This window comes from Campylobacter concisus (genome assembly GCF_902460535.1).
Lineage (GTDB): Bacteria > Campylobacterota > Campylobacteria > Campylobacterales > Campylobacteraceae > Campylobacter_A > Campylobacter_A concisus_AS.
Map to the genome: position 1 here is coordinate 308,323 of NZ_CABPTV010000001.1, position 12,646 is coordinate 320,968.

The 12,646-nt window shown below is 40.7% G+C and carries 12 protein-coding genes; 11 read left to right on the forward strand and 1 reads right to left on the reverse strand.

Annotated elements, in window-relative coordinates; all coding sequences use genetic code 11:
* Positions 1-88: 88 nt before the first annotated feature.
* From murJ to FZ945_RS01565, 11 genes are all read left to right on the forward strand, one after another.
* Complete coding sequence (gene murJ / locus FZ945_RS01515) at positions 89-1,489, forward strand: murein biosynthesis integral membrane protein MurJ (protein ID WP_148802007.1); 1,401 nt, start codon at positions 89-91, stop codon at positions 1,487-1,489.
* Positions 1,476-2,870 carry a cysteine--tRNA ligase gene (gene cysS / locus FZ945_RS01520; RefSeq protein ID WP_148802009.1) on the forward strand — a complete coding sequence of 465 codons (1,395 nt, stop codon included), beginning with the start codon at positions 1,476-1,478 and terminating at the stop codon, positions 2,868-2,870. The genes murJ and cysS overlap by 14 nt, the downstream gene beginning before the upstream one ends.
* The gene (locus FZ945_RS01525) at positions 2,863-4,587 is read left to right on the forward strand and encodes an ABC transporter ATP-binding protein (protein ID WP_021087599.1); all 1,725 of its coding nucleotides are present in this window, start codon (positions 2,863-2,865) and stop codon (positions 4,585-4,587) included. Before cysS ends, FZ945_RS01525 begins: the two co-directional genes overlap by 8 nt.
* Positions 4,588-4,639: 52 nt before the next feature.
* On the forward strand, positions 4,640-5,713 hold the full coding sequence (locus tag FZ945_RS01530; RefSeq protein ID WP_107930429.1) for a quinone-dependent dihydroorotate dehydrogenase: 1,074 nt from the start codon (positions 4,640-4,642) through the stop codon (positions 5,711-5,713).
* Positions 5,714-5,724: 11 nt separating this feature from the next.
* Positions 5,725-6,966: a M16 family metallopeptidase gene (locus FZ945_RS01535; RefSeq protein WP_107930427.1), complete on the forward strand. Its 1,242-nt coding sequence runs from the start codon at positions 5,725-5,727 to the stop codon at positions 6,964-6,966.
* Between the two features lie 26 nt (positions 6,967-6,992).
* A complete protein-coding gene (dapA, locus tag FZ945_RS01540) occupies positions 6,993-7,862 on the forward strand; it encodes a 4-hydroxy-tetrahydrodipicolinate synthase (RefSeq protein ID WP_196779711.1) in 870 nt (289 codons plus the stop codon).
* Positions 7,862-8,650 carry an enoyl-ACP reductase gene (locus tag FZ945_RS01545; RefSeq protein ID WP_107930424.1) on the forward strand — a complete coding sequence of 263 codons (789 nt, stop codon included), beginning with the start codon at positions 7,862-7,864 and terminating at the stop codon, positions 8,648-8,650. The genes dapA and FZ945_RS01545 overlap by 1 nt, the downstream gene beginning before the upstream one ends.
* Positions 8,651-8,681: 31 nt before the next feature.
* Positions 8,682-9,227 (forward strand): CDP-diacylglycerol--glycerol-3-phosphate 3-phosphatidyltransferase, encoded by a 546-nt coding sequence (gene pgsA / locus FZ945_RS01550; protein WP_009293904.1) that lies wholly within the window; start codon positions 8,682-8,684, stop codon positions 9,225-9,227.
* A 2-nt stretch (positions 9,228-9,229) separates the two neighbouring features.
* Positions 9,230-10,126: a hypothetical protein gene (locus FZ945_RS01555; protein ID WP_148802011.1), complete on the forward strand. Its 897-nt coding sequence runs from the start codon at positions 9,230-9,232 to the stop codon at positions 10,124-10,126.
* A gap of 76 nt (positions 10,127-10,202) precedes the next feature.
* Positions 10,203-11,312 carry an RIP metalloprotease RseP gene (gene rseP, locus FZ945_RS01560; protein ID WP_148802013.1) on the forward strand — a complete coding sequence of 370 codons (1,110 nt, stop codon included), beginning with the start codon at positions 10,203-10,205 and terminating at the stop codon, positions 11,310-11,312.
* Positions 11,309-11,947 carry a YggS family pyridoxal phosphate-dependent enzyme gene (locus FZ945_RS01565; protein ID WP_187424141.1) on the forward strand — a complete coding sequence of 213 codons (639 nt, stop codon included), beginning with the start codon at positions 11,309-11,311 and terminating at the stop codon, positions 11,945-11,947. The genes rseP and FZ945_RS01565 overlap by 4 nt, the downstream gene beginning before the upstream one ends.
* Positions 11,948-12,260: 313 nt before the next feature.
* Here FZ945_RS01565 and FZ945_RS01570 read toward each other — a convergent pair.
* Positions 12,261-12,646, reverse strand: a 386-nt coding sequence (locus FZ945_RS01570) for a methyl-accepting chemotaxis protein (protein ID WP_262367130.1), incomplete at its 5' end; no start/stop codon positions are given.

Here is a 12,646-nt window from a genome sequence, read left to right on the forward strand (position 1 = left end):
TTATCTCTAAAACTTTATTAAATTTGGGTTATGTAAGCTTTAAAGCATCTTTTGTTACTATTGCATTTTTAAATTTACTAGGTGGGCGATGTTTATAAAAGGCTTTTTTTCAAACTCAGTTGGCATCATGACTTCAAGGATTTTAGGGCTTATAAGAGATCTTTTAACGGCCTCTATCCTTGGTGCTGGCATATTTAGCGACCTCTTTTTTATAGCTTTTAAGATACCAAATTTATTTCGCCGTATCTTTGGCGAGGGGGCTTTTACACAGGCGTTTTTGCCAAATTTTGCAAATAACAAGAAAAAAGCGATCTTTCAAGCTGAAATTTTCATCAAATTTCTACTTTTTATAGGCATTTTGACGCTTCTTGTAAATTTATTTACGCCCTACTTTATAAAGATCATCGCAAGCGGTTTAAGCGAGCAAAATATCACAGACGCAGTGCCACTTGTGCGCATAAATTTCTACTATCTAGCTCTTGTTTATATCGTCACTTTCATGGGTGCGCTGCTTCAGTACAAAGGGCACTTTGCAACGACTGCGTTTTCTACTGCACTACTAAATTTAGCCATGATCGCTTCACTACTTTTGGCTCGCGGCAAGAGCGAGAGCGTGGTCGCACTTTATCTTAGCTTTGGCGTCGTTGCAGGCGGTATTTTGCAGGTTTTAGTGCATCTAATCGCTATGAAATTTAACGCCTTAAATAAAATTTTCTGGGGCGGTCTAAGCGGATATTTTAAAGGCAAAAGAGCGCAGAGCAAAGATTTTTTTATAAATTTCTACCACGGCTTACTTGGCTCAAGTGCGATGCAGATAAGCGCATTTATGGACACTTGGCTGGCTAGCTTTTTGGTAAGCGGCTCGATAAGCTACCTCTTTTATGCAAATAGAATTTTCCAGCTCCCACTTGCCATCTTTGCGATCGCACTCTCTCAGGCACTCTTTCCAAAGATCACTAGGCTTTTAAAACAAAAAGATGAAGCCAACGCCCTAGTTTGGACGAAAAAGAGCTTTTACCTGCTTCTTTGCGCCCTGCTAGCAGCCACGATCGCAGGCGTTGTGCTAAGTGAGTTTATCATCTGGCTCTTGTTTGAGAGAGGGAATTTCGTAAGGGCAAACACCATTGAGTGCGCCAAGGTGCTAAGTGCCTATTTGGTGGGGCTCACGCCATTTGGACTGGCTAAAATTTTCTCACTTTGGCTCTATGCAAATATGAAGCAAAAAGAGGCAGCCAAAATTTCTATCATCTGCCTTGTGATAAATTTGATCCTAGCTGTCATTTTGATGCAGAAATTTGGAGCAGCCGGCCTTGCATTTGCAAGCTCGCTCGGGGGATTTTTACAGCTTATTTTATACATTAGAGCCTTTGGGGCTAAGCGATTTTTAGCTATAATCGAGCCTAAATTTATAGCCGCCATCGCTGTTTTGGCGGTTTTGCTCTATTTTGGTTTAACATTTTTAAAGGATATATTTAATGCGAATTTTTGATACTTATAAAAGAGAAAAGGTTGAGTTTAGCCCTATTAAAGATGGTGAAGTTAGCATCTATCTGTGCGGCCCAACGGTCTATGACGACGCGCATTTGGGACACGCAAAGTCAGCCGTTAGCTTTGATCTTTTAAGAAGGGTCTTAAAAGCGCTTGGCTACAAGGTCAAATTTGCAAGAAACTACACCGACATTGACGATAAAATTTTAAACAAGATGGCGCAAACTGGCCAAAGCCTAGAGGAGATCACAAACAAATATATAGCGCATTACGAGAGCGACATGGGCGCTTTAAACGTGCTTGATCCAGACTTTAAACCAAAGGCTACGCAGTGCTTAGAGGCGATCATTAGCTACATCAAGGTGCTTATGGATAGAGGTGTGGCGTATAAAACCAGCGATGGAATTTACTTTGATACTAGCAAGGATAGTGGCTATTTTAGCATTAGCGGCAAGGATAATAACACCGATCTTATCGCGCGCGTGGCAAGTTTTGGCGAGAAAAGAGACGAAAAAGACTTCGTGCTTTGGAAATTTGATGAGAAATGGTATGAGAGCCCATTTGGCAAGGGTCGCCCTGGCTGGCACACCGAGTGCGTAGCGATGATAAGGGAGTTTTTAAGCGATAAAGAAAATGATAAATTTGAGATCGACATCCACGCTGGTGGCATCGACCTACTCTTTCCACACCACGAAAACGAGGCTAGCCAGTGCAGATGTGCCTATCACAAGAATTTGAGCAAATACTGGATGCACAACGGCTTTATAAAAGTAAATAACGAAAAGATGAGCAAGAGCCTAAATAACAGCTTTTTCGTAAAGGACGCCCTAAAAAACGTTCATGGCGAGGTGCTTAGATATTACTTGCTTACGAGCCATTATAGGGCGCATTTTAACTATTCAGATGAAGATCTAGTGGCTTCAAAAAAGAGGCTTGATAAAATTTACCGCCTCAAAAAAAGAGTCGATGGCGTGCAAGCAGGCATGGCAAATGAGAGCTTTAAAAGTGAGCTACTTGAGGCACTAAGCGATGATCTAAACGCTTCAAAGGCGCTTGCAAGCGTCGATGAGTTTGTAAAAACGGCAAATGAAAGATTTGATAACAACCCAAAAGATAAAGCATATAAGGCTGAAGTGGTCGCAAATTTAGAGTTAATAGGTGAAATTTTAGGCATTGCTATCACAAACTATGTGGAGTATTTTCAGTTTGGTGTAAGTGACAAGCAAAAAGAGCATATCAAAAAACTTCTTGATGAGCGCGCGGTAGCTAAAAAAGAGAGAAATTTCGCAAGGGCTGATGAGATAAGAGATGAGCTAGCAAAGATGAATATCTCTATCATGGACACACCAAATGGCGCAGTTTGGGAGAGAAATAATGAATAATTTTGGCTTAAAAGATGTGCTAAAGCGCTTTGGTCCATATTTTAAAGACTATATCCCACACTTTATTTTTGCCATCATCGGCATGGGGCTTGCAAGTGGCGGAACGGCGGTAAGTGCCTATCTGGTAGAGCCTGTGCTAAATAAAATTTTCGTTGAGAAAAACGAAAAGCTACTTTACATCTTGCCTTGCGCCATCATCGCGATCTACGTTATAAAAAATATCGGAACCTTCATGCAGGCCTATTTTACGGCATATATCGGGCAAGATACGATTAGAAGATTTCGCGAAAAGATGGTTGCAAACCTTTTAAATTTAGATATGGATTTTTTCAATGAATTTAGAACCGGCGAGCTAATCAGCAGAACAACAAACGACATCGACCGCATAAGATCGATAGTCTCAAGCATGATCCCTGAACTTACGAGGGAATTTATAACTATTATAGGGCTTCTTTGCGTCGTCATCTACCAAAGCCCAAAGTTGGCATTTTTCGCCCTTGTCGTCATGCCAGTAGCGATCTATCCGATCTCGCGCCTTGCTAAAAGGATGAAGAAAATTTCAAAGCAGTCGCAAGAAAAAACATCAGACATCACATCTGCGCTTAGTGAAATTTTTACAAATATCGAGATAATCAAAGCAAATAATGCCCAAGAATACGAGCATTCACGCTTTGTTGATGAAAATAATAAATTTTTTAGGCTAAATTTAAAAAGCGTCAAGATCGAGCAGCTAGTAAGCCCGCTAATGGAGACCATAGGCTCGATAGGTGTGGCAGCTGTTATCATCATAGGCGGCAAAGACGTCATCGACGGGCATATAAATATGGGCGCATTCTTTTCATTTTTAACAGCGCTTTTTATGCTCTACACCCCGCTAAAACGCATCGTAAATATCTACAATAAGATGCAAGATGCCATCGCAGCGAGCGAGAGGACGTTTTTCTTGATGGATAAGGTGAGCCAGATAAAAGATGGCGAAAATGAGCTAAATGAAGAGATAAATTTGATCAAATTTAACAATGTCCGCTTAAGCTACGGCGACAAAGAGGTCTTAAAAGGGATAAATTTAGAGGCTCGCAAGTCAGAATTTATAGCCCTTGTTGGCTCAAGTGGCGGCGGAAAAAGCTCGCTTATGAATTTGCTTATGAGATTTTACGACGTAAATGACGGAGAAATTTTGATAAATGGCATAAATTTAAAAGATATCAAAATTCACTCACTTCGCCAAAATATCGGCCTTGTAACCCAGCGCGTCTATATCTTTAACGACACAGTTGCTAAAAACGTAGCTTACGGCAGAGAATTTAACGAAGATGCCGTGATAAACGCACTAAAACTGGCTAATGCTTATGAGTTTGTAAGCAAGCTTGATGATGGCATAAACACTATCTTAAATGAATTTGGCACCAACCTCTCAGGCGGTCAAAGACAGCGCATCGCCATAGCAAGAGCGCTTTATCAAAACCCACAAATCCTCATCTTTGACGAGGCTACTTCTGCACTTGATAATGAGAGCGAAAAAGAGATCACAAAAGCGATAAATAATCTAAGAAGCAAAAAGATCATCTTTGTCATCGCTCACCGCTTAAGCACGGTTGAAAATGCCGATAAGATCGCAGTTTTGAGTGATGGCAAGATCATTGATAGTGGAAGCGACGAGGAGCTTAGTAAGAGAAATGAAATTTATGCAAGGCTTAAGGGCAAAGCCTTAGTTTAAGGCGATTTTTGCTAAGATTTGCAGAAATTTTAGGCATTTTAAAGAGGTTAAAATGAGCTTAAACTACAATACTTTAAAATCTATATTTTTCAAATTTGATCCTGAAACTGCCCACAAGATCGCTGAAGTAGCGATGGTCGGGGCAAATAAAATCTTCCCTGGCTCGCTAAGCTTTTTGGCGCACAAATGCGTGGTCGATGACAACGCGCTAAAACAAAATTTATTCTCAAGCACCTATCACAACCCAGTTGGCATAGCTGGTGGCTTTGATAAAAACGCCACGATGTTTGAAGCGCTCACAGCTCTTGGGTTTGGACATTTAGAATTTGGCACATTTACACCAAAACCACAACCTGGCAACGCAAAACCAAGGCTTTTTAGGCTCATAGACGAAGAGAGCATCCAAAATGCGATGGGCTTTAACAACGAAGGCTGCGAGGCTATCAAAAATAGAGTAAAAAAGATCTATCCTTTTACCATACCGATCTGGGCAAACATCGGTAAAAACAAGGTTACACCAAACGAAGATGCGATAAAAGACTATGAAATTTTAGTAAGAGAATTTAGTGAAATTTGCGATACATTTGTCATAAATGTCTCATCGCCAAACACGCCAAATTTAAGAGCGCTGCAAGATGAGAGCTTCATAAAAGAGCTTTTTAGCGTCATTTTGCCACTAACTAAAAAGCCGATCATCTTTAAGATAGCTCCTGATATGAGCCACGAAGATGCGATCAAACTTTGTAGCTGTGCGGTAGAAAACGGCGCTAGTGGCGTGCTTGTTTCAAATACAAGCGTTGATTATTCGCTCTCTCACTCATCAAATTTAAAGGATTTTGGCGGACTAAGCGGCAAGGTGATCGCCAAAAAGTCAAAAGATATCTTTAAAGCCGTGGCAGACGAGCTTTATGGCAAGACGACGCTTATCGCATGTGGTGGCATAGATAGCGGTGCAGAGGCTTATGAGCGCATAAAAATGGGAGCAAATTTAGTGCAAATTTTTACAAGCTTTATCTTTAAAGGGCCGATGATCGCAAGAGATATAAATTTAGAAATTTTAGAGCTTTTAAAAAGAGATGGCTTTGCTTCTATCAGCGAAGCAGTCGGCGCAGACGTTAAAAAATAGAGGGCAAGAGATTGATAAAATTTAATAAATTTAAACTAGAAAATGGACTTGAAATTTATCACGTGCCAGTAAATCCTGGCTCAAAAGTGATAAGCGTCGATGTCTTTTATAAAGTTGGCTCCAGAAACGAAGTGATGGGCAAAAGCGGCATCGCTCACATGCTAGAGCATCTAAATTTCAAATCAACTAAAAATTTACGAGCTGGGGAGTTTGACGAGATCGTAAAAGGCTTTGGCGGCGTAAATAACGCAAGCACGGGCTTTGACTACACTCACTACTTTATAAAAGCCTCAAATGAAAATTTAGACAAAACGCTTGGTCTTTTTGCCGAGCTTATGAAAAATTTAAGCCTAAAAGATAAAGAATTTCAGCCAGAGCGCGAGGTGGTATACGAAGAGCGCAGGTGGCGAACAGATAACAACCCTATGGGATACCTCTACTTTAGGCTCTACAACCACGCATTTATCTACCACCCATACCACTGGACACCGATAGGCTTCATAAAAGATATCGAAAACTGGAAGATCGCTGACATAAAAGAATTTCACGCTACATATTATCAGCCAAAAAACGCCATTTTGATGATAAGTGGCGACATCAGTAAGGACGAGGCATTTAAGCTAGCTAAGAAAAACTTTATCAGCATAAAAAACAAAAAAGCCATACCAAAACTGCACTGCAAAGAGCCTGAGCAAGATGGCGCTAGAAGGGCCATCATCTATAAAGATAGCCAAACGCAAATGCTAGCTATCGCTTATAAAATTCCAGACTTTAGGCACGATGATCAAGTGGGACTAAATGCGATAAGTGAATATTTAGCCACTGGTAAAAGCTCCATTTTACAGCAACGCCTTGTCGATGAGCTTATGCTTGTAAATCAAATTTATGCTTACAATATGAGCTGCGTTGATGAAAATTTATTTATATTTTTAGCAGTTTGCAACCCAGATGTCGAGGCTAGCGCGGTTGAGGCTGAAATTTTAAAAATCATAGATGATCTAAAGAGAAAGCCAATCGACAAAGAGGATGTTTTAAGAGTTAAAAATTTGATAAAAACTGATTTTATCTACTCATTTGAGAGCGCGAGCAAGGTGGCAAATTTATATGGCTCATACCTTGCTAGAGGCGACATAAAGCCACTTTACGAGCTTGAGAAAAATATAGATAAGATAGATGCCAAGCTTTTAAAAGAGATAGCAAATAGATATTTCAATGAAAAAACTAGCACGACAATAATCTTAAAAAAGGAATAGACGTGAAAAATTCGCTTCAAGGTGCGATGACAGCACTAGTTACGCCATTTAAAAACCAAAAAATAGATGAAGTCAGTTTTGAAAAACTGATAAAAAGACAGATAAAAAACGGTATAGACGTCGTTGTGCCAGTGGGAACAACAGGCGAGAGTGCGACTTTAACGCATGATGAGCATAGAATTTGTATCGAGATAGCAGTAGATGCATGTAAAGGCACAAATGTCAAGGTGCTCGCTGGAGCTGGCAGCAACGCCACTCACGAGGCTATCGATATCGCTAAATTTGCCCAAGCTCACGGCGCTCACGGCATCTTATCAGTCGCTCCTTACTACAACAAACCAACGCAAGAAGGGCTTTACGAGCACTACAAGGCTATCGCAAACAGCATAGAAATTCCAGTGCTTCTTTACAACGTCCCAGGCAGAGTTGGCGTAGATATCTTGCCAGCAACCGTTTTTAGACTTTTTAAAGATTGTAAAAACATTTTTGGCATCAAAGAAGCAACAGGCAGCATCGATAGATGTGTCGATCTGCTAGCTCACGAGCCTGATTTAGTAGTCATCAGCGGCGAAGATGCGATAAACTACCCTATCCTATCATACGGTGGCAAGGGCGTCATCTCGGTCACTGCAAACCTCTTGCCAGATCAAATTTCACAGCTTACTCACCTTGCGATGAATGAAGAATACAAAAAAGCAAAACTGATAAATGACAACCTCTATACGATAAACAAAACGCTCTTTTGCGAAAGCAACCCGATACCGATCAAAGCGGCGATGTATCTAGCTGGGCTAATCGACACTTTGGAGTACCGCTTGCCACTTTGCAAACCGAGCAAAGAAAATTTTAAAAAGATCGAAGAAGTTATTAAAAATTACGAAATAAAGGGATTTTAATGAAGGACACACTAAACGAATTTAAATGTAAAACGCTAGTCATCAGCGGCGGCACTAGAGGCATCGGCAGAGCCATAGTCGAAGAATTTGCAAAAGCTGGCGTAAATATAGCTTTTACCTACAACTCAAACGAGGAGCTTGCCAAAGAGCAGGCAAAAGAGCTTGAGGCTACCTACAAGATAAAAGCTAGAGCCTACGCGCTAAACATCCTTGAGCCAGAGACCTATAAGGAGCTATTTTTAAAGATAGATGAGGACTTTGACAGGGTTGATTTTTTCATCTCAAACGCTATCATCTCAGGCCGCGCGGTAGCTGGTGGATACACTAAATTTATGAAGCTAAAACCAAGAGGTATAAATAATATCTTTACAGCAACCGTAAATGCCTTTGTCGTAGGCGCGCAAGAGGCTGCAAAACGCATGGAAAAAGTGGGTGGCGGCAGTATCATTAGCCTAAGTTCAACTGGAAATTTAGTCTATATCGAAAACTACGCAGGCCACGGCACAGCAAAAGCAGCCGTTGAAGCGATGGCAAGATATGCTGCGACCGAGCTTGGCGAGAAAAATATCCGCGTCAATGTCGTAAGCGGCGGCCCTATCGAGACAGACGCGCTAAGAGCCTTTACAAACTACGAAGAGGTGCGCGACATGACGGCAAAGCTTAGCCCGCTAAACCGCATGGGACAGCCTGCTGATCTAGCTGGAGCATGTCTATTTTTATGCTCGTCTAAGGCTAGCTGGGTGACTGGACATACATTTATAATAGATGGTGGCACGACTTTTAAATGAGAGTGAAATTTCTAGGCATAAAGGCATATTTGTGAGCTTAAATTTACCAAATTCACTGGCATTTTTTAGGATATTGCTAGCTCCACTTATGTTTTTTATGCTCGTAAATGCGCCAGGAATTTTTACGCAAATTCATATAAGCTGGATAAACTACTTCGCAGCTCTTATCTTTGTGATCGCCTCGGTCACTGACTTTTTTGACGGCTACATCGCTAGAAGCTGGGATCAAAAGACCAAGCTTGGTGCTATCCTTGACCCACTAGCTGATAAGATGCTGATTTTGGCTGCATTTTTGGGTCTCATGATGCTTGGCAGAGCGAGCGCTTGGGCTGTTTATCTTATCTTGATAAGAGAGTTTTTTATAACTGGCTTTCGTGTCGTGATGGCAAGTGATGGCGTCGAGGTCGCTGCTTCGATGGCTGGCAAGGTTAAAACCGTTTCGCAGATGTTTGCGGTTGGATTTTTACTGATGAGCTGGCCTGGTGGCGAGCTTTTGCTCTGGATAGCTGTTGCACTCACGCTTTATTCTGGGTTTGAATACATTTTTGCCTACGTAAAAGCGATGAAAAAGAGTTAAATTTGAGCTGTGACCTGCAAGAGATTATTCTAAAACGCACTGCAAATTTAGAGCCAGCACTGCAAAAACAAGCCAAAAAACTAAATCAAAAGATCATCAATACATCTTTTTATCATAATGCCAAAAATTTAGAAAAGATCGGCGCTGTGATCAGTCCTGAGCTAAATGAGTTTTTACTAAGCTGCGCTTTAGAATACGACAAAACCCATGCAGATAAATTTGATACATTTGATAACGACGTAGAGACTTTGCGTGGCATTTGGAGTGCTATGAGCTTTTCAAAAAGCCCTGAAATTTTAGACTATCTAAGCATGCAAGCTACTCGCTCGGTATCGCAGCGCTCCTTTGCGCACAGATACATCTTTGAAATTTTACGCTTGCAAGAGAAGGCCGGCCGCACACATCCGCTACTTGCCAAGCTTTATGACTATTATGATGGCTTGCAAGCAAAACTACCTATATATGAGCTTTTGCGCAATATAGGCGTGACTCCTGCTGATCCTTATGATTTTGATATCTCGCTAAAAGCCGTAAATTTTGGCTACTGGTTTAGCAATCAAGGCTTAAGCGATGATGAGCTAGCTAGCAAATTTCACTTAGAAATTCGCCTTTTTGCACCATTTGTGTATGATCACACATTTGAGATAGAGCTTAGAAACGACGCTGTGCCAAGAGCTAGAGTAAATTTTAACGATGAGGGCATGAGCTTTTTGCAAGAGCTGCCAAAAGATATTTTGCCCTGCCCTGATATTTTAAATTTAAAGCCATTTATAGATCAAATAAAGTCACTTTTTAATGTGAAATTTGACCTAGACGATAAAGATAAAACTTATTTTAGCGTCAGCAAAGGGCTAAATAGAGCCAAAATACTCTCTTGGCTAAAAGAAATTTTCGCCTAAAAGGCAAGCCAAATTTGAGAGTAAATTTATAAATTTTGGCTAAAATCTCAACAATTTTTTCAAAAAAAGGTAAGTTTTGAAAGGCATTCTCTTCACGCTGGCCCTGCTTTGCCTTGGGCTCTATGCGTATTCGTTTTATTTTTTAGTGACCGTTTTAGCCATTAGTTTTCTCATATTTTTTCACGAGCTTGGCCACTTTTTAGCAGCAAGATCGCTAGGCGTCAAAGTAAATACCTTTAGCATCGGCTTTGGCGAGAAAATTTACACCAAAAACGTTGGCGGCACCGACTACTGCCTAAGCGCGATCCCACTTGGCGGATATGTGCAGCTAAAAGGACAAGACGACACCGACCCAAAGGCTAAAAACTACGACGCTGACAGCTACAACGTGCTAAGCCCGCTAAAGCGGATCTACATCCTCTTTGCAGGGCCATTTTTTAACTTTATCTTGGCATTTTTCATATACATTTTGCTTGGATTTATCGGCGTTGAGAGGCTTGCTCCAAGTGTCGGCCACATAGCTGAGGGCTCGGCAGCTGCAAGCGCAGGTCTTATAAAAAACGATAAAATTTTAGCGATAAATGGCGTAAAAATAAACGAGTGGGACGAGATCAGTAAAAATGTAAAACTTGAGCCAAGCACCATTTTGATAGACCGCAATGGCTCGTCACTAACTATAAATTTAACACCAAAGATAGGCGAGACGATAAATTTATTTAATGAAAAGATCGAGCGCCCACTAATAGGCATCTCTCCAAATGGCGAAGTGATAAAAATTTATCACACAGGTCTTGGTAGCCTAAAATTTGCCTTTGGCGAGACGATCGAGGCTTCAAAACTCATCTTTAAAAGCTTTGAAAAGCTAATCATTGGAGCTGTGCCACTAAAAGAGGTGGGAGGCATCGTGCAGATCGCCGATGTCACATCAAAGGCCGCCAAGATCAGCCTTAGCGTGCTCTTAACCATCGTAGCGCTCATCTCTGTAAATTTGGGCGTGCTAAACCTTTTTCCGATCCCAGCGCTTGATGGCGGACATATTTTATTTAACATTTATGAACTAATTTTTAGACGCGAGGTAAATGAGCGGGTGCTTGTCGTACTCACCTACTGCGGCTGGGCGCTACTGCTTGGCATAATGGTGCTTGCGACCTTCAATGACATTATGAGATTAAGCGGAGGTTTATGATGATAGTTTTAAAAGATCTACTTGAAAAGATAGAAAATTTAAGCAAAGATGTGACGCTAATAGCCGTTAGCAAAAATGTGACATGCACTGAAGTAAGGGAGCTTTATGCGCAGGGGCAGAGAAATTTTGGCGAAAACATAGTCCAGGAGCTAGCCAAAAAAGAGCTAGAGCTGCAAAATTTCACTGACATCAAATGGCACATGATCGGCCGCTTGCAAAATAATAAAATCAATCAAATGATAAGCCTAAAACCAGTGCTTTGGCAAAGCTGTGATAGCTTCGAAAGGGCCCTAGAGGTCGATAAAAGGCTCAGCTATAAGCTAGATACTTTGCTTCAGATAAACTCGGCCGATGAAGATACAAAGCAAGGTGTCAGCGTCGCAAATGCGGCTGAAATTTATGAGCGCATCCAAAGCGAGTGCAAAAATATAAATTTAAAAGGCGTGATGAGCATCGGAGCGCACGTGGATGAGCCAAAAGAGGTGCAAAAGAGCTTTGAGCTAACATATAAAATTTACGAGAGCCTAAAGTCAAAAGGCGCAACTATCTGCTCGATGGGCATGAGTAGTGACTTCGAGCTAGCGATAAAATGTGGCTCAAACATGATCCGCCTTGGGACTATGCTTTATTTGTAGTCAAAACTGTAAGTCTCACCTTGTAAAAACTTTAAATTTAGAGCTGGCATATCACGGCTCTAAATTTTAAATTTACTGGGGTTTTAAACCGCTTTGCAAATTTTAAAATTCCATTCACTCGCAAGAGTTGACTACTAAAATTTGACTTCGCTTACAGCTTAGCTCAAATTTTAGAGCCGAAATTACTCGTTCATGAAATTTTAAAATTTGTTTGAAGTTTCTTGTGTGTTAAATTTAATCATCTAGCCTAAATTTACATAGCCCTCTAATGCTTTAGAGAGCTATGATTTGTATTTAATTGTAGTGGTTTAGTTTAGAATTTATTCTTCCTAACATCTTCAACTATAGCTTTAGCCATCTCATCTACTTCTGATGTTACTTCGTTTGCTTGGTTTGCAATTACTACGTTTTCTTTTGTCAGATTATCTATTTGAGCAACTGATTGATTTATCATATTTATACCTTCACTTTGCTCTTTGATTGATTCACTCATCTCATTTATTGATTGAGCTAGGACATTTGTATTTGCTTCTATCTCACCTAGAGATTTTTGAGTTCTTTCAGCTAGCTTTCTTACTTCATCAGCAACAACAGCAAATCCTCTACCATGCTCTCCTGCACGTGCTGCTTCTATTGCAGCATTAAGAGCTAGAAGGTTTGTTTGATCTGCTATATCTCTAATAATAGTTATTATGTTTT